At 35.3% G+C, this 18382-nt stretch carries 13 protein-coding genes; 8 read left to right on the forward strand and 5 right to left on the reverse strand.

Annotation, left to right across the window (positions count from 1 at the left end; all coding sequences use genetic code 11):
* Window positions 1-113: 113 nt before the first annotated feature.
* Window positions 114-2123 carry an NAD-dependent DNA ligase LigA gene (ligA, locus tag ERX46_RS17055; protein WP_130095081.1) on the reverse strand — a complete coding sequence of 670 codons (2010 nt, stop codon included), beginning with the start codon at window positions 2121-2123 and terminating at the stop codon, window positions 114-116.
* A gap of 6 nt (window positions 2124-2129) precedes the next feature.
* Window positions 2130-2978 (reverse strand): peptide chain release factor N(5)-glutamine methyltransferase, encoded by an 849-nt coding sequence (gene prmC, locus ERX46_RS17060; protein WP_130095082.1) that lies wholly within the window; start codon window positions 2976-2978, stop codon window positions 2130-2132.
* Between the two features lie 108 nt (window positions 2979-3086).
* On the opposite strand from prmC, the gene ERX46_RS17065 reads away from it, so the two are divergent.
* The 4 genes from ERX46_RS17065 to ERX46_RS17080 all read left to right on the forward strand — a co-directional run bounded on the left by ERX46_RS17065 (window position 3087) and on the right by ERX46_RS17080 (window position 7624).
* Entirely contained in the window at window positions 3087-3929 is an 843-nt protein-coding gene (locus ERX46_RS17065; protein WP_130095083.1) for a transketolase, read from the forward strand.
* Between the two features lie 75 nt (window positions 3930-4004).
* Window positions 4005-5357 carry a vWA domain-containing protein gene (locus ERX46_RS17070; RefSeq protein WP_130095084.1) on the forward strand — a complete coding sequence of 451 codons (1353 nt, stop codon included), beginning with the start codon at window positions 4005-4007 and terminating at the stop codon, window positions 5355-5357.
* Window positions 5357-6316: a transketolase family protein gene (locus ERX46_RS17075; protein WP_130095085.1), complete on the forward strand. Its 960-nt coding sequence runs from the start codon at window positions 5357-5359 to the stop codon at window positions 6314-6316. The genes ERX46_RS17070 and ERX46_RS17075 overlap by 1 nt, the downstream gene beginning before the upstream one ends.
* 114 nt (window positions 6317-6430) lie before the next feature.
* The gene (locus ERX46_RS17080) at window positions 6431-7624 is read left to right on the forward strand and encodes an aspartate aminotransferase family protein (protein ID WP_130095086.1); all 1194 of its coding nucleotides are present in this window, start codon (window positions 6431-6433) and stop codon (window positions 7622-7624) included.
* Between the two features lie 394 nt (window positions 7625-8018).
* Here the strand turns inward: ERX46_RS17080 and ERX46_RS17085 are convergent, their stop codons facing one another.
* From ERX46_RS17085 to gyrA, 3 genes are all read right to left on the reverse strand, one after another.
* Complete coding sequence (locus ERX46_RS17085; RefSeq protein ID WP_130095087.1) at window positions 8019-8711, reverse strand: Crp/Fnr family transcriptional regulator; 693 nt, start codon at window positions 8709-8711, stop codon at window positions 8019-8021.
* Between the two features lie 200 nt (window positions 8712-8911).
* A complete protein-coding gene (locus ERX46_RS17090) occupies window positions 8912-10129 on the reverse strand; it encodes a tetratricopeptide repeat protein (RefSeq protein WP_130095088.1) in 1218 nt (405 codons plus the stop codon).
* A 20-nt stretch (window positions 10130-10149) separates the two neighbouring features.
* Window positions 10150-12756: a DNA gyrase subunit A gene (gene gyrA, locus ERX46_RS17095; RefSeq protein WP_130095089.1), complete on the reverse strand. Its 2607-nt coding sequence runs from the start codon at window positions 12754-12756 to the stop codon at window positions 10150-10152.
* 222 nt (window positions 12757-12978) lie between these two features.
* Between gyrA and ERX46_RS17100 the strand changes: the two genes are divergently transcribed.
* The 4 genes from ERX46_RS17100 to ERX46_RS17115 all read left to right on the forward strand — a co-directional run bounded on the left by ERX46_RS17100 (window position 12979) and on the right by ERX46_RS17115 (window position 18350).
* Window positions 12979-15531 (forward strand): ATP-dependent Clp protease ATP-binding subunit, encoded by a 2553-nt coding sequence (locus tag ERX46_RS17100; protein WP_130095090.1) that lies wholly within the window; start codon window positions 12979-12981, stop codon window positions 15529-15531.
* 60 nt (window positions 15532-15591) lie between these two features.
* Entirely contained in the window at window positions 15592-16461 is an 870-nt protein-coding gene (locus tag ERX46_RS17105) for a hypothetical protein (protein WP_130095091.1), read from the forward strand.
* Between the two features lie 56 nt (window positions 16462-16517).
* A complete protein-coding gene (locus tag ERX46_RS17110; RefSeq protein ID WP_130095092.1) occupies window positions 16518-16865 on the forward strand; it encodes a hypothetical protein in 348 nt (115 codons plus the stop codon).
* 72 nt (window positions 16866-16937) lie between these two features.
* The gene (locus tag ERX46_RS17115; protein WP_130095093.1) at window positions 16938-18350 is read left to right on the forward strand and encodes a CCA tRNA nucleotidyltransferase; all 1413 of its coding nucleotides are present in this window, start codon (window positions 16938-16940) and stop codon (window positions 18348-18350) included.
* The last annotated feature ends 32 nt before the right edge of the window (window positions 18351-18382 follow it).

The raw sequence follows: 18382 nt of genomic DNA on the forward strand, positions 1-18382 counted from the left end.
TGAATTGCATTTACAATGGAACGGACGATTTACAAATCGTCCCTACATTGTGCCTTTGATGCTGGGTTGTTTGAATCCTCCAATTTTTCATTCTTTCAATTTTCATTTTTCATTCATTTTATCATCTCAATAAACTCATTCTCTGAAACAATTTCAACGCCTAAACTTTTTGCTTTTTCTAACTTCGCAGGGCCCATATTGTCTCCTGCTATAATAAAAGAGGTTTTTGCAGAAATACTTCCTACGTTCTTTCCTCCATTTGCTTCAATGGCTTCCTTCAATTCTTTTCGAGAAAGTGTTTGAAAAACTCCTGAAACAACAATCGACTTCCCTTCTAAAACTGCACTGTCTAATTCTTTTTCTTCTATTTCGAATTGTAATCCAGCTGTTTTTAGTCCTTCAACTATTTGAACGTTCTCCGCTTGCAAAAAGTGCTGCTGAATTGAAATAGCGATCTTCTCTCCTACTTCGTCAATAGTGATTAGCTCATCATAAGTTGCACTTCTTAATGCATCAATATTTTTTAATGCTTTGGCAATTTTTTTAGCGACTGTTTCTCCAACATGACGTATTCCCAAAGCAAATAAAACCCTTTCAAATGGAATTTCTTTTGAATCTTGTAATCCTTTTAATAAATTATTGGCAGATTTATCTCCCATTCTTTCCAATCCCACGATTTGATCGAATGTCAAAGTGTATAAATCCGAACTGTTATGAATAAAACCTTCTGCGAAAAGTAGTTCTACTGTTTCCGCTCCGATTCCTTCAATATCCATTGCTTTTCGAGAAATAAAATGAATTATTCGACCTGTAATTTGTGGTGGGCAACCTAAATCATTTAAACAATAATGATGCGCTTCTCCTTCCAATCTTTTTAGCGGCTCTTCACATTCTGGACAATTAGAAATGAATTCAATTTTCTTTGCGTCTGGAGCTCTTTGTGTTAAATCGACCCCTACAATCTTAGGAATAATTTCTCCACCTTTCTCAACATAAACGGTGTCGTTTTCATGAAGGTCTAACTTATTGATTTGGTCTTCATTGTATAAAGAAGCGCGGCGAACAATCGTTCCTCCTAATGCAACAGCAGAAAGATTGGCTACTGGAGTTACCGCTCCTGTTCTACCTACTTGGTATGTTACAGCTTCTAATTCTGCGCTTGCTTGTTCAGTTTTAAACTTATAAGCAATTGCCCATCTTGGAGATTTTGCGGTATTCCCTAATTCCTCTTGCTGACCATAATCATCTACCTTAATCACAACTCCGTCAATTTCAAAAGGCAAATCTGCTCTGTTTCTATCCCAATAATGGATAAATTCCATGATTCCTTCAATAGAATCAGTTCTTTTCAGATATTTTTTTTCTGGAGTAGGAATTTTGAAACCCCATTCTCCAGCATTTAATACACTTTTATAATGACCATCAGCAGGTAAGTCTGTTCCATATACACCGTATAAAAAACAATCTAATCCACGTTCAGCAACTACACTTGAATCCTGCAACTTTAATGTTCCTGATGCTGAGTTTCTTGGGTTAGCAAAAAGCTCTTCTCCATTTTCTTCTCTTGATTTATTTAAAGCATTGAAAGATTCCAGTGGGAAAAATATTTCTCCTCTTATTTCAAATACTTCTGGAAAGTTTCCTTTTAAATGCAAAGGAATTGTACGAATAGTTTTCACATTAGCGGAAACATTTTCTCCTTTTGAACCATCACCACGTGTTATCGCTTGCGTTAATGCTCCATTTTCATAGCGAATACCGATGGCAACTCCGTCATATTTCAATTCACAAACGTAATTGACTTTTCCTGGAACTAATTTTTTAACACGGTTTTCCCATTCTACGATTTCTTCTTCTGAATAGGTATTCGATAAAGAAAGCATAGGATATTCATGCTTTACTGTTTTAAATTTCTTTGTAATATCTCCACCAACTCTTTTCGTTGGACTATTTGAGGCTGCTAAATCTGGAAATTGCTCTTCAAGGCCTTGCAATTCTTTTAATCGCTGATCATATTCAAAATCTGAAACCTCAGAAACATTTTCTATGTAATATAGATGGTTGTAATGATTTAATTCTTTTGTTAAATCTTCTATTCTTTTTACAGCCTCTTTTGTATTCATCTCTCTTTAAAATTGTGCGTGAATCATTCGGTCTTTCCCTTGTAAATCCTGACGAATTTCAACTTTCGAAAATCCATAAGAATTTAAAACAACTTCTACTTCTTTTGCCATTTCTTCATGAACTTCGAAATACAAACTTCCTTTGGGTACCAAGTGATCTCTCGCATAAAGTGATATTGCTTTATAATAAAGTAATGGATTGTTATTGGGTACGAAAAGTGCTGAATCTGGCTCATGATCTAGTACATGATCCTTCATATTTTCTTTATCATCAAGAGGAATATATGGCGGATTAGAAACAATCATATCCCACTTATAATGAGAATAAGCATGCAGATTTAAAGCATTTGCAAAGTCGAACTGTACATTCAACTTCAGCTGAATAGCGTTTTCATTGGCCAAATCTAAAGCATTTTGAATTACATCCACGCCAAATACCTTGCTTTTAGGAATATGCGACTTCAAAGCTAAAGCAATACATCCTGAACCCGTTCCAACATCCAAAATTTTCGGACTGCGGTCTTTCCATTTTTCAACAATCCAATACGCTAATTCTTCAGTTTCTGGTCTCGGAATTAATGCTCGTCTGTCAATCTTTAATTCTAAATCATAAAAATAGGCCACTCCTAAAACATATTGAACAGGTTTTCCGTTATTAATTTCAGCAACAGCATGTTCCAACATAACCTGAACATCTTCTGGAACCTTTTGATCATTGTTTAACAACATTTCCGAAGCATCATACTGCATGTATTGCATCAAAAACATCTTTGCGATTTGTCTCTTTTCTCTATCAATAAATACATCGCTTAGCTTTTCACTAAAACGATTCAGCATTTCATTTACAGTGTACATGGTATTCCTATTTTGTGTAAAAGTAGTAATAAATTAAGGGCTATTTCCACTAAAATATTCTAAATTAAGTATAGATTTGTAAATCAAAACAATTTGTCACAATAAGCTATGGATATTAAAACAATGGAGCAATATGCTTCACAGACGAGAAGAGATATTGTAAGAATGGTAGCAGCCGTAAACTCTGGACACCCAGGAGGTTCACTAGGTTGTGCTGACTTTTTTACAGTGATGTATCACAAAATCTTAAAGCAAGATCCTAAAAACTTTACTATGGACGGTGAAGGAGAAGATTTATTCTTCCTTTCGAATGGACACATTTCTCCAGTATGGTACAGTACTTTGGCACGTGCAAATTATTTTCCTGTTCCCGAATTGGCAACATTTAGAAAATTAAACTCACGTTTACAAGGTCACCCAAGTATAGATCATAACCTTCCAGGAATTCGTATTGCATCTGGATCTTTAGGTCAAGGACTTTCTAATGGAATTGGTGCTGCTGAAGCTAAAAAACTAAATAAAGACGATCGTTTTGTTTATGTTTTAATGGGAGACGGAGAATTACAAGAAGGTCAGATTTGGGAAGCTGCATTATATGCTGCTGCCAAGAAAGTTGATAACCTTATTGCGACTGTTGATTACAACGGACGTCAAATTGATGGTGATGTAGAAGATGTATTGTCTCTTGGAAACTTAAAACAGAAATGGCAAGCTTTTGGTTGGGAAACACTTGAAGTTGATGGTCATAACATGGAAGAAATAATTGCTACGTACGAAAAAGCACAATCTTTATGTGGAAAAGGTAAACCAGTAATGGTTTTATTGAAAACAGAAATGGGTCAAGGGGTTGACTACATGACTGGAACGCACAAATGGCACGGAGCTGCTCCAAATGCAGAGCAATTGGAAAGTGCTTTAAATCAATTAGAAGAAACTTTAGGAGATTACTAAAGTTGAATTAAATAAAGTCCTCGTTATGTTATAAGTGAAAATTATAACACGATTCTCGAAGGAAAAGAAGTTAGAATGAAAAAGTTAATCGTTGCAGTATTTATTTGTTTTGCTGGCTATAGTTATGCCCAAGAAGAACTGACACGTATACTTTTTGTTCTAGACGCTTCCAATTCGATGAATAAAAAATGGGGAAATGAATCAAGATTCGTAACAGCTAAGCGAATTGTCTCAAATTCTGTGGACAGTTTAAGAGGAATTCCAAATTTAGAAATCGCCTTACGTGTCTATGGTCACCAATCCCCTATTACAGCCAGTTATCAAGATTGTGCAGACACTAAACTGGAAGTTCCTTTCGCAAAAAACAACCACGATGCAGTTTTGAATAAAATCCGAACCATTCGTGCCAAAGGAACAACTCCAATTGCGCGTTCACTTGAACAGGCAGCGGATGACTTTCCAGATAAAACTTCTAGAAATGTAATCATATTAATTACAGATGGTATTGAAGCCTGTGATGATGAACCTTGTGTGATTGCAGATAAATTGCGCGCGAAAGGAATCACGATTAGTCCGTTTGTAATTGGTTTAGGAATGGATATGTCTTATTTATCACATTTTGATTGCTACGGAAATTATAAATCAGCTGAAGATCCTCAGGCGTTTGAAGCAGTTTTAAAGAATGTGGTGAACAAAGCCTTGGTGAATACTACAGTTCAAATTAATTTGAATACAACATCAGGAAAACCTTTGGAAACTGATGTTACACTATTTTTGTATGAATCAGGAACTAAAAATTTAAAGTATTCTTACGTGCATACTTTAAATGAGGCAAAATTGCCAGACACTTTAGTTTTAGATCCAAGTATTCCGTATGATTTGGTAGCCAAAACACTTCCCGAACAAGTCAAAACAGGGATTAAAATTCTGCGTAATACTCACAATACAGTAGAATTACCAACGCCACAAGGTCAAATTAAAGTTGTTTTCAATCAACCTTCACGCTATGACTATGTTGATGTGCGTGTTATGGAAAAAGGGAAAACGAATACTTTAAACGTTCAAAAATTCAATGCTACCCAAGAATACATTGTTGGGGAATATGAATTAGAAGTTTTGACTTTGCCAAGAAGATATAAAACGATTAAAGTAAGTCAAAGTGCATTGAACACAGTTTCAATTGATGCTCCTGGAGTGGCCAACTTTTCAGCGTATAAGATTGTCACCGCTCAAGTATTTGAAGTTAAAGAGAACAATGAATTTGAATGGGTTTGTGATTTACTTGAGAACACGCTGAGCAACACTTTTATCCTTCAACCGGGGAAATACAAAGTGGTTTACAGACAAAAAGATTTGAAATCTACCAGCTATACTAAACAAAAAGATTTTAACGTATATTCGAACAAAACAGTAACGATAAATTTATAATGGAAAAGAAAATCAAAATTTTAGGCGAGAAAGATACACGTTCAGGCTTTGGAGAAGGTTTGCACGAATTGGGTAAATCACATCCAAATGTTGTGGCATTGTGTGCTGATTTAACAGGTTCATTAAAAATGAATGCTTTTGAAGATGATTTTTCAGATCGTTTTTTCCAAGTAGGTATTTCTGAAGCAAACATGATCAGTATGGCAGCAGGAATGACGATTGGTGGAAAAATTCCTTTTACTGGAACATTCGCTAACTTTTCTACAGGAAGAGTGTATGACCAAATTCGTCAATCTGTTGCATACTCTAAGAAAAATGTAAAGATTTGTGCCTCTCACGCTGGATTAACACTTGGTGAAGATGGAGCAACGCATCAAATCTTAGAAGATATCGGAATGATGAAAATGATGCCGAACATGACTGTTATTGTTCCAGCTGATTTTAACCAAACAAAACAAGCTACAAAAGCAATCGCTGACTTAGAAGGTCCTGTTTATCTTCGTTTTGGTCGTCCAAAAGTTCCGATTTTCGTTGCAGATGATGCTGAATTCGTTATTGGGAAAGCTGATACTATTTTTGAAGGAAAGGATGTTTCAATTATCGCTTGTGGACACATGGTTTACAAAGCAATTGAAGCGGCTCAAGAATTGGCAAAAGAAGGAATCAATGCAGAAGTTATCAACATGCATACGATTAAACCTTTGGATATAAAAGCTATTTTAGCAACTGCTAAGAAAACGGGTTGTGTTGTTACCGCTGAGGAACACATGATCAATGGTGGTTTGGGTGATTCTGTTGCGCAAGTTTTAAGCATGAATAATCCTACACCACAAGAATATGTTGGTGTTGATGATACTTTCGGTGAAAGTGGAACGCCTGATGAATTAATGACGAAATACAATATCGATACAGCTGATGTAATCAAAGCAGCAAAAAAAGTTATCGCTCGTAAAAAATAATAGTTTACAAACAGTTCTTTGGAAGTTTACTTCTGGAGAACTGTTTTTTTTTGATCTAACTCCTGCCCTTTAAAATAGTCTGATTTTACATTTTAGTAATAATTCTAATTTCTCATGAAAAATCCATTGACCACAGCTGAAAAGTTTAAGCAATTGCAAGGGCAAACCAGTCCATTTCCTTTTTTAATCGAAGTTGATTATGCAAAAGGAAGTTATATCTATGATAAACAAGGAAAGTCTTATTTGGATATGATTGCAGGGGTTGCCGTAAACAATATTGGTCACAATCATCCTGAGGTTGTCAAAGCTTTAAAAGCACAAATTGACCGTCATTTACATGTAATGGTTTATGGAGAATTCATTCAAGATGCTCCATTAGAAATGGCTGAACGTTTGACAGCGATTTTACCCCAGCAATTGAATTCAGTTTATGCGGTGAATTCTGGAACGGAAGCCAACGAAGCAGCTATAAAATTGGCAAAGCGTGTGACTGGAAGAAGAGAAATCATTTCTTGTTATGGAGCGTATCACGGAAGCACGAACGGAAGTTTAAGTTTATCAAGTAAGGAAATTAAGAAAAAGCCATTTGAACCTTTAATGCCAGAGGTGAATTTTATTCGTCACAATGAAATAGAAGATTTAACATTAATCACAGAAAAAACCGCTGGAGTTTTTATTGAACCTATTCAGGGAGATGCTGGTGTTCGACAAGCTTCTACCGAATATTTAAAAGCATTGAGAAAACGATGTGATGAAACCGGAACACAACTGATATTTGATGAAATCCAATGTGGAATAGGAAGATCTGGAAAGAACTTTGCCTTCGAACACTCTGGAGTTGTCCCTGATATTTTGACCTTAGGTAAAGCATTGGGCGGCGGAATGCCAATCGGAGCATTGGTGAGTAGTCACGAAAAGCTAGATTTATTCAGTCATGATCCAATTTTGGGACACATTACAACATTTGGTGGGCATCCTGTGGTTTGTGCTGCAGCTGCGGCTGGATTAAAAGTTTTATCTGGAATTGATTACGATGAAGTGAATAAAATAGGTCAACATATAGAAGATGAATTGTTGAAGCATAAACTCGTGAAAGAAGTTAGACGTATTGGATTTATGTTTGCCATTGACATGGAGAATGCGGAAGTCGTGAATGAAATTGTGATGAAATGCATGGAAAAAGGATTGATTTCATTTTGGTTTTTGTCGCACCCGGAGAGTTTTAGGTTGAGTCCGCCATTGACGCTGAGTCGTGAAGAAGGGGAAAAGGCTTTGAAGATTATTGAAGAGGTGATGAAAGAAATATGACACCTACTCTGCGAGAATAATTACTCGGAGAGCTAGACTTATTTCTCCCGCAGATTTTCGCGGATTACGCAGATTTTTTTCTTCGTGTCGAGTGAAATTTTTGATTTTATTTTTTTTTCTCTATGAAGACCTCCCTACATCTCTAATGAAAATAATTAAAGTGCCGAATACGCTCAACTTATACTTCTTTTTCTTCTTTTTTCTCTGCGAATCTCCGCCCCTCTGCGAAACTCTGCGTAACTCTTATTTTTTTTTCTCTGAGTCCCTCCGTGAAAAACCTCCGTGCAACTCTGTGAAAATAATTAAAGCGTCAAAGGCGCTCAACTTATACTTCTCTTTCTTCCTTTTTCTCTGCGAATCTCCGCCCCTCTGCGAAACTCTGCGTCACTCTTCTCTATGCCAACAACTTCGCATCATGCACCAATATAGAATTTCTCTCCAAGTGAATCAATCCTGCTTGTTTAAATTCGTTTAGGATTGTTGTTACTTTTTGTCTTGAAATCCCCGTCAAATTAGCTATTTCTTGGTGAGTAAGATTGTGTTTAATCAACATTTCATAACCTACAGGTTTTCCAATGTCTTCAGCCATTTCTTTAATAAAGTCTATAATTCTGTGTTTTGACTTCTTAAGCATTACCGATTCAAGTCTATTGTCTAGTCTTCGGTAATTGGTCAACATATTTTTAATAACTTTCTGATAAACCTCTTGATTTGCATCACAGATGTTTTTGAAATCTTTTGTTGGTATAGAAAGCACTATAGTATTTTTATCCATTACTTTGGCTGAATCATTGTGATTAGCAAACATAGAAGGGTCTATAGCTGCATATTCGCCATAATAGTCACCGTCATTTAAAATACGTTTGATACTCTCTTTTTCAGAGTCTGAATGTTTGATGATTTTAACTCTTCCGTTTTTAATAAAAAAAACTTCATCTATAGAATCACCATTGCGAAAAAGATAATCATTTTTCGAATATTGATTCTCCTTAAAAATGCTTTGCAAGGCTATTTTTCGATCGGATGTAAGTCCATCAAACAACTCAATGCTATCAACCAACCACTTCTTTGCACTTTTATTAATCATATTCTTTAAGTTTTACTTTAGATAATAATTACGTGTTATTACTTATCTTATAAAACAATGATTAATAAAAAAAGTTCATGGGAAATAATCTATTTTTTTTTGAAGTTATTTGCAAGCCATCCCTTCGGAAGTGAATCGTCCTCAAAAAAAAAGAGGTTGTCACTTTCGCAACAACCTCTCTTCTATTTTAGAATTAAATATTATTTACCTTCCGCATCAACTGCATCAGCACGTTTTTTGTACTCTAATGCTTTCTCAGTGTTTCCAGCGTTTCTGTGTACTTGAAACAATACATTCAATACTCCTGAATTATTTGGATCTTGATTAATGTAAATTTCCAAAGGCGCAATTGCCTTTTTGTACATCTCTTGACTTCTTGCACTAACTTGGTCGTAATCAGGATTGTTGAAATCCATTTGACTAGCTGTAGTTTTCAGTTTTTCACCTCTACCTAAATATAGAACTCCTAAGTTATATGCTGCTTCAGCATATTCTGGATCTATTTTGATAGCGCGCTCAAGGTTGTTTTCAGCTTTAGTGTACAAACCTTCCACTTCATCAGATTTAACTTGGTAACCTTCTTCTGTAATTTCCATTGCAGTAAACTCATTATATGCTTTATCTGCAGCAGTCAAGTAAATAGATCCCATGTTAGAAAACAACACTTTGTTGTTTGGAGATGATTTAGCAGCAGCATCAAAATAAGCTTCAGCTTTTTCTAAATCGTTATTGTCTAATGCGATATTCACACCAGCAATTGCTAAATCTTCACTTTCAGGAAACAACTCCAAAGCGCTAGAAATAAATTCCATAGCTTTTTCTGATTCACCTGATTTGCTCAAAGTGTCAATGTAGTTTCTAGCAGCAATAATTGCATTCGTTTTCATAGCTTCACGCTCTTCTTCGATATTTGCAATTTTCTTTACTTGATAAGCACCTGCAAATCCAGCAAAAGCCATTTGATAATTCTTCTGCTTAAACATCATTTCACCGATTGTTACAGCTTGACCAATTTTACGGTTGAAGAATAAATCTACATCCGATTTATAACGCTTCTTAGCTTCTGTGTGCTTGATTGATCCTTCAATAACATCAAGAATAGAATCAGTCTGATATACTTTCAAATCTTCAGCACCTGTCATTCCAGACAATTCAACTAAACTGTAATTAATTACAGCGTTATAGTAATTTGCTTTTGGATCAGCCTTTGTCGACTCATCCTTCATCGCAGGATCAATGTATCTTTTTGCCTCCAACAAATAAGATTTTGCTTTCACTAAATCTTGACTTGCAAAAGCAGGCTCATATTTCTGAAACTCAAGTGCAGCAGAAACAACATTGCTGTTTTGTGAGAATCCTTGTGCTCCTATAAAAAATGTAGCACAAAGGATTCCTAAATTTACTTTGTTCAATTTCATTTTGTTCTGTTTTTTATTTCTTATTCTTCTGTAGTATCATTTTCTGTGCCATCTTCTTCTGGAGCATCAGGATTTTCAGTGTCGATATCTTCTGAATCAACAACACCTCCCTCAACAATCTCTCCGTCAACGATTTCACCTTCAATAATTTCTACATCATCTTCTTTCGGCACTTTTGCAACAGCAGCAATTTCACCACCTTTTGAAAGGTTGATTACTTTCACACCTTGTGCAGCACGACCCATAACTCGAATCTGATCTACTCTTGAACGAATTGTAATTCCACGTTTAGTGATAATCATTAAATCATCATCGTCTGTTACATTCAAAATAGCAATAAGATCACCTGTTTTTTCAGTAACAGAAAGTGTTTTCACACCTTTTCCACCACGGTTAGTAACACGGTAAATTGGATCTCCAGTTTCCGGATCATTAAAGAACGAACGTTTTCCATAACCATTTTCAGAAACAACTAAAATACTGTTCTCACTATCTGGCTCCAAACAAATCATTCCAATAACTTCGTCATTTTCTGGTCTGCTCATTTTAACACCTTTCACTCCTATTGAGTTTCTTCCTACGGTTCTCACAGTAGACTCATTGAAACGAATTGCGTATCCTGATCTTTTCGCCAAGATAATTTCTTGTTTACCATTAGTCAATTTAGCGCTTAATAATTCATCACCTTCATTGATATTAATAGCGTTGATACCATTAGAACGTGGTCGAGAATAAGCTTCTAACTTCGTTTTTTTAATGATACCTTTCTTAGTACACATTATGATAAAGTTATTATCAACATACTCTTCATTCGTTAAATCTTCAACGTTGATGTATGCTTTAATCTTATCGTCTTGTTCTATATTGATCAAGTTTTGAATCGCTCTACCTTTAGAAGTTTTACTTCCTTCAGGAACTTCAAATACACGCATCCAGAAACATTTACCTTTTTCAGTAAATACCATCAAGTAGTTGTGATTTGTAGCAACAAAAATTGTCTCTAAGAAATCTTTATCTCTAGTAGTCGAACCTTTTGAGCCCGTTCCACCTCTATTTTGAACTTTGTATTCGCTTAAACTAGTACGTTTAATATAACCTGCATGAGAAATTGTTACAACAACTTCATCATCTGGTATTAAATCCTCAATTCTCATTTCTGAAGCTGAGTATTCAATAATAGAACGACGCTCATCACCGTATTTCTCACGAATGTATTCTAATTCTTCTCTAATAATTGCCATTCTGCGTGACTCATTAGCAAGAATATCTTTTAAATCAGTAATAGTTATCATCAACTCAGCATATTCAGCTCTTAGCTTGTCCTGCTCAAGTCCTGTTAACTGTCTCAATCGCATTTCTACAATCGCACGTGACTGTAAATCTGAAAGTTCGAAACGTTTGATTAAGTTCTCTCTTGCTTCGTCTGGACTGTTTGATGCACGAATGATTTTAATTACTTCATCGATATTATCAGATGCAATAATTAATCCCTCTAATAGGTGTGCTCTTTCTTCTGCCTTACGCAATTCATATTTCGTTCTTCTAACAATCACTTCGTGACGGAAAGCAACGAATTTCTCAATCATTTGTTTTAGGTTCAACAACTCAGGTCGACCATCAACCAAACAAATGTTATTCACTGAAAATGAAGTTTGTAACGCAGTAAACTTAAACAATTTGTTTAACACTACGTTAGGAATTGCATCACGTTTCAATTCATAAACAATACGCAAACCATTTCGGTCAGATTCATCACGGATATCAGTAATCCCTTCAATTCTTCCCTCGTTTACCATATCAGCGGTCTTCTTAATCATATCCGCCTTGTTCACTTGATAAGGAACTTCAGACACAACGATATGCTCGCGACCGTGTTTATTTTCTTCGATTATCGCTTTTGCACGAATAACAATTCGTCCTTTTCCAGTTTCAAAAGCTGACTTAACTCCATCATAACCGTAAATGATTCCTCCAGTAGGGAAATCAGGTGCAGTGATGTACTTCATTAAACCTTCAATGTCGATATCTTTATCATCAACGTACGCAATTGTCCCGTTGATTACCTCAGTTAAGTTGTGGGGCGCCATATTTGTCGCCATCCCAACTGCAATACCACTTGCACCATTAATTAAAAGGTTGGGTACTTTAGTAGGTAAAACTGTAGGTTCTGTTAAACTATCATCAAAGTTAGGTACGAAATCAACTGTTTCTTTGTCGAGGTCACCCAACATTTCTTCAGATATCTTTCTTAATCGTGCCTCAGTATAACGCATTGCGGCTGGACTATCTCCATCCATTGACCCGAAGTTACCTTGTCCATCTACTAAAGGATAACGCAAGGACCAATATTGAGCCATACGCACCATTGTATCATAAACTGAACTATCTCCATGCGGGTGATACTTACCTAATACCTCACCAACGATTCTCGCTGATTTTTTATGTGCTTTGTTGGAGTAAACTCCTAAATCTTGCATTCCGTAAAGCACACGTCTATGTACTGGTTTAAATCCATCACGTACATCTGGAAGAGCACGCGAAACAATTACTGACATCGAGTAATCGATGTAAGCGGATTTCATTTCATCTTCGATATTAATCTTAATGATTCTTTCTCCTTCTGCCATCTTGTCATTTAATTTATTACTGCACGAAAGTTGCGTGCATAAGAATCCCCGAAAATAAGGATTTAAATCAAGTTAGGCAACAGTGATTTTATAAATTATAAACAAAATCCTGTGAATAATTGTGAAGAACTTAAACCATTCTCTTGTTAAATCGTTTTATTTTTGAAAGTGTTAATTATCTAGCAAGTGAGCAACACAAAATTTATGTATATTCGTAAAACTATGGAAGCAAAATTTTCGCCAAGAGTAAAAGACGTTATCAATTTCAGTCGTGAGGAAGCCTTACGTCTTGGGAATGATTATATAGGCGTTGAACACCTACTGCTTGGTCTTATTCGTGAAGGAGAAGGCTTGGGCATTCGTGTATTGAAAGAATTTAATTTAGATTTAGAACAGATACGGTATCAAATAGAATCGTACCTAAATAAGTCAACTAATAACGCAGCTAAAGATTTGACCAATATCCCATTGGTTAAACAAGCTGAGAAAGTATTGAAAATCACATATCTGGAAGCAAAACTATTCAAGAGTCCAGTAATTGGAACGGAACATTTGTTGTTGTCTATATTAAAGGACGAAAACAATGTTGCTTGCAGAACTTTGAATAGATATGGAGTAATTTATGACAACATTAAAGACGAAATTGAAGCTATGTTAGAAGAAAATAATCCGAGAGCGGAATTCCCTGGAACTGGAGACGGAGGTGGAGATGCTGGATTTGCAGGTGGAGCTGGACCAACTGGTGGAGCTAGAAAATCTGGAGATACAAAATCAAAAACTCCTGTGCTTGACAATTTCGGTAGAGATTTAACAAAACTCGCTGAGAATGATCAATTAGATCCAATTGTAGGAAGAGAAAAAGAAATTGAACGTGTAAGTCAAATCTTATCGCGTAGAAAAAAGAACAATCCTATCCTTATAGGTGAACCTGGTGTTGGTAAAAGTGCCATCGCTGAAGGTTTGGCCTTGAGAATCGTACAACGTAAAGTTTCGCGTGTATTGTTCGATAAAAGAATTGTGTCGTTAGATTTAGCTTCACTTGTTGCGGGAACTAAGTACCGTGGACAATTTGAAGAACGTATGAAAGCGGTAATGGCAGAAATAGAAAAGAACAGAGATGTTATTCTATTTATTGATGAAATTCATACTATAGTTGGTGCTGGTGGAGCAAGCGGATCTTTGGATGCGTCAAATATGTTCAAACCTGCTTTAGCAAGAGGAGAACTTCAAGCAATTGGAGCAACTACGCTAGATGAATACCGTCAGCATATCGAAAAAGATGGGGCTTTAGAGCGTCGTTTCCAAAAAGTATTGGTTGAACCAACAACTGCTGAAGAAACAATTGAAATTTTAAATAACATTAAGGAGCGTTATGAAGATCACCACAGTGTGACTTATACGCCAGAAGCGATTAAAGCTTGTGTTTCTTTAACGGATAGATATATTTCTGATCGTCACTTGCCGGATAAAGCCATTGACGCATTAGATGAAGTAGGTTCTCGTGTTCACTTAACGAACATTAATGTACCGAAGCAAATTATCGAAATCGAAGGAAAGATTGAAGAAATTAAAGACAAGAAAAATGATGTAATTAAATCTCAGCAATATGAAAAAGCTGCTGAATTACGTGATTCTGAAAAGAAACTTCAAGATCAATTAGAAGAAGAGAAATTAAAGTGGGAAGAAGATACTAAAAACCATAAAGTAACGGTTACAGAGGAAAACGTTGCAGATGTTGTTGCTATGATGACCGGAATTCCTGTTCAGCGTATCGCTGAGAAAGAAAGCGGTAAACTGGCAAAAATGTATGACGAAGTGAGAAGTCAAATCATTGGTCAAGATGAAGCTGTTTCAAAAGTTGTGAAAGCAATTCAAAGAAACCGCGCCGGATTGAAAGATCCAAACAAACCAATTGGTTCATTCTTCTTCTTAGGGCCAACCGGAGTTGGTAAAACTTTATTGGCAAAAGTATTGGCCAGACAAATGTTCGATTCAGAAGACGCTTTAATTAGAGTGGATATGTCTGAATACATGGAGAAATTCTCTATCTCTCGTTTAGTTGGAGCACCTCCAGGATACGTAGGATATGAAGAAGGTGGTCAATTAACTGAAAAAGTAAGAAGAAAGCCCTACTCTATTATTCTATTAGATGAGATTGAAAAAGCGCATCCTGATGTGTTCAATATTTTGCTTCAAGCATTAGATGAAGGTCACATGACGGATGGTTTGGGTCGTAAAATTGACTTTAAAAACACAATCATCATTATGACTTCAAATATTGGAGCAAGACAATTGCAAGATTTTGGAACCGGTGTAGGATTTGGAACTGCAGCGAAATTAACTGCTACGGACGATGATCAAAAATCAGTTATCCAAAGTGCATTACGTAAAGCATTCTCTCCAGAATTCTTAAACCGTGTTGATGATATGATTATGTTTAAATCACTTGAACGTGCTGATATTCATAAAATCATTGATTTGGAGTTGGTACATTTGTACAAAAGAATCAATAACTTAGGTTATCAAATCGAGTTAGACAAAGATTCAAAAGACTTTATTGTTGACAAAGGATATGATGCGAAATTTGGAGCTAGACCTTTGAGCCGCGCAATTCAAAAATATATTGAGGATCCTTTGGCAGAACAAATTATCAATGCTTCAATCAAAGAAGGTGATACCATCAAGATGACTTTAAACAAGGAAAAAGATGGTTTAGCAACTGAAGTGATTAAAGGAGAGAAAAAGGTGAATGATGCTAAAGAAGATGAAAAATAAATTTTAATATTTGAAAAATAAAGGGGGTATTTATATGCTCCCTTTTTTATTTTAATAAACATGAAAAAAATATCTTTATTTCTATTGTTTGCTATCTCGACCAGTAGCTATCAAGCGCAGGTTAATCCGAGTTTAGTAAATATTCCTCATGAAGTTTTTGTAAATGATGGAAAAAGTGATTTTAATAAAATACTTTCTCAAGATGCTTCAATTGAAGAAAAAGTTAAAACACTTCACAGTTTTAATGAGTTGAGCCATGATTTGACTATTCAAACGAATAGTTTTAATGAATATTGGAAAAAATATAAGTCTCAATGGTTTTATATCTCTTTTAATAAACAGCAAAAACCATTGCTCTTGTTTAAAGGATTGAAAAACGACGTTGACGAAAGAGAATATGTGGAGATTTTTGATCTTGAAAAAGACAGAAATTATCGCGGACTTTTCAGTGATGTAGGTGTTTTATTAGCTTATAAAATACATCCATTAACAAGCGAAGTTATTTTATATGTGCACAAATATCCGTGTTGCAAAAGTGCGAGTCATAACATTTATCGACTCAGAAGAGTTGAAGAGGGGCTTAAAATAAACGATCGCTTTTTTGTGGGAAGAGATTCAGGTGATATGGTGGGACCTTTCTTTCCAAAGAAAGTAGAATTTTCAGATAAATATTATAAGCTAGGTAAAAAAACAGAAGTGCGTTGGTCCCCAGAAGTGGTAGAGGAAAATGCTTTTAAAGACTGGGCAGAAACCAATTTAATTATTCATTACAATGAAGGAGCCTTATATAAAATATTATATGAGAAAAATGATTGGCAATTTGTCGTGTTTTTTAATGGTATTGCTGAAGAGCAAAGTAGAGTTTTGAACTATACAAACTTCAAAAACAAAGGGGTTTATGGTTGGATTAAGGTGAAGAACACGAATTAGTCTTTTGAGAAAACCGCAAAGAAACCTGAGTTTTAAAAATCAATAGACTGACCCTCATGATTAAAGGAAAAATTGAAGTAATTAGAATAAATCAAATGGTCAATTTTGGTCGTGGTATTAAGCTATTCATCAATAATGAAAAGGTTGCTAAAATTCAAGATGGAGAATCTCAAACATTTGAACTCAATCTAGGAGAAAATGAGATTTATGCTCAGATAGATTGGTTTAAAACCAATCCATTAAAAATTATTATTAAAGAAAATGAACTTTTTAGACTTGAATTAGGATCTAATCTTAAAGGGAAAAAGTTATTATTTAGCAATTACTCGCACTATTCCCTTTTCAAACGTTCAGAGTTTTTATACCTAAAACAGATTGATTCAGTAAAATCTTATGCCGAATAATCGAAGATATTACTCAGGTGAATAGGCATAAACTATCATTTTAACTAAAAGTCAATTATATTTGCACCCGAAATGAAATTGAATTACAAAGAAAAGCTTAAACATCCCGTTTTTAAAGTCACACGAGACATTATCACCACAGAAGGTCTGGAATCTTATGTTATAGGTGGCTTCGTGAGAGATTTAATATTGGATCGACCATCAAAGGATATCGATATTGTTGTTGTGGGCAATGGACTTGAATTAGCAGAAAAGGTCGCAGAAAAACTACGCGTTAAAAAAGTGACTACTTTCAAGTCATTTGGAACCGCACACTTCAATTATAAAGACCTTGACATTGAATTTGTTGGTGCGCGTAAGGAATCTTACCAAAGAGATTCAAGAAAGCCAATTGTTGAGGATGGAACACTAGATGAAGATCAAAAAAGAAGAGATTTCTCTATTAACGCATTGGCGTTGAGTTTACATGAAGATAATTTCGGAGATTTAATTGATCCATTTAATGGAATTGAAGATTTGGAGAAGGGAATTATTCGTACACCACTCGATCCTGAAACAACCTACTCTGACGATCCATTGAGAATGTTGCGTGCCATTCGTTTTGCAACACAATTGGATTTTAAGATTGAAATCAAGAGCCTTAATGCGATTAAAGAAAATGCTGAACGGCTTTCAATTATTTCAGCAGAAAGAATAAGTGAAGAACTCAATAAGATAATTTTGAGCGATACGCCTTCACGAGGATTCAAATTATTAAATTCAACTCACCTACTCCATCAGTTTTTTCCAGAAATGGTAAATTTGTCAGGAGTTGAAACAATTAATGGACATTCACATAAAGATAATTTCTATCATACTTTAGAGGTGTTAGACAACATTGCTGAACATACCGATGATTTATGGTTGAGATGGGCAGCGATAATGCATGATATTGCGAAGCCTCCAACAAAAAGGTACAATGAAAAAATTGGTTGGACATTTCACGGCCACGAAGATTTAGGAGCGAAAATGGTTCCTAAGATTTTTCGTCGGATGAAATTACCGATGGACCATAAAATGAAGTACGTACAGAAACTTGTACGTTTACATTTACGTCCTATTTCCTTAGTAAAGGGTGATGTTACAGATTCAGCGATTCGCCGATTATTAAATGAAGCTGGCGATGACATTGAAGATTTAATGTTATTGTGTAATGCGGATATAACTTCAAAAAATGACTTTAAAGTCAAGAAATACCGCAATAACTTCAAGAAAGTTGAAGAAAAATTAAAATCGGTTGAAGAAAAAGACAGTGTTCGTAATTTTCAACCACCAATAGATGGTCAATTAATCATGGAAACTTTTGATATAAAACCATGTGGAGAAATTGGAACAATTAAAAACAGAATAAAAGAAGCAATTTTAGAAGGAAAAATCCAAAACGACTATGAAGAAGCATTTCAAATGATGCTGAAATTAGGAGAAGAATTGGGTTTGAAGAGATAGAAAACTATTAACTTTGTTGATTGTTCAATAGG

The sequence above is a fragment of the Brumimicrobium glaciale genome (assembly GCF_004152935.1).
Classification (GTDB): domain Bacteria; phylum Bacteroidota; class Bacteroidia; order Flavobacteriales_D; family Crocinitomicaceae; genus Brumimicrobium; species Brumimicrobium glaciale.

Excerpts from the sequence above, each read along its gene's own strand:
- ligA (WP_130095081.1), bottom strand. The coding sequence starts at position 2,123 with ATGAATACAAAAGAGGCTGTAAAAAGAATAGAAGATTTAACAAAAGAA.
- prmC (WP_130095082.1), bottom strand. The coding sequence starts at position 2,978 with ATGTACACTGTAAATGAAATGCTGAATCGTTTTAGTGAAAAGCTAAGC.
- ERX46_RS17065 (WP_130095083.1), top strand. The coding sequence starts at position 3,087 with ATGGATATTAAAACAATGGAGCAATATGCTTCACAGACGAGAAGAGAT.
- ERX46_RS17070 (WP_130095084.1), top strand. The coding sequence starts at position 4,005 with ATGAAAAAGTTAATCGTTGCAGTATTTATTTGTTTTGCTGGCTATAGT.
- ERX46_RS17075 (WP_130095085.1), top strand. The coding sequence starts at position 5,357 with ATGGAAAAGAAAATCAAAATTTTAGGCGAGAAAGATACACGTTCAGGC.
- ERX46_RS17080 (WP_130095086.1), top strand. The coding sequence starts at position 6,431 with ATGAAAAATCCATTGACCACAGCTGAAAAGTTTAAGCAATTGCAAGGG.
- ERX46_RS17085 (WP_130095087.1), bottom strand. The coding sequence starts at position 8,711 with ATGATTAATAAAAGTGCAAAGAAGTGGTTGGTTGATAGCATTGAGTTG.
- ERX46_RS17090 (WP_130095088.1), bottom strand. The coding sequence starts at position 10,129 with ATGAAATTGAACAAAGTAAATTTAGGAATCCTTTGTGCTACATTTTTT.
- gyrA (WP_130095089.1), bottom strand. The coding sequence starts at position 12,756 with ATGGCAGAAGGAGAAAGAATCATTAAGATTAATATCGAAGATGAAATG.
- ERX46_RS17100 (WP_130095090.1), top strand. The coding sequence starts at position 12,979 with ATGGAAGCAAAATTTTCGCCAAGAGTAAAAGACGTTATCAATTTCAGT.
- ERX46_RS17105 (WP_130095091.1), top strand. The coding sequence starts at position 15,592 with ATGAAAAAAATATCTTTATTTCTATTGTTTGCTATCTCGACCAGTAGC.
- ERX46_RS17110 (WP_130095092.1), top strand. The coding sequence starts at position 16,518 with ATGATTAAAGGAAAAATTGAAGTAATTAGAATAAATCAAATGGTCAAT.
- ERX46_RS17115 (WP_130095093.1), top strand. The coding sequence starts at position 16,938 with ATGAAATTGAATTACAAAGAAAAGCTTAAACATCCCGTTTTTAAAGTC.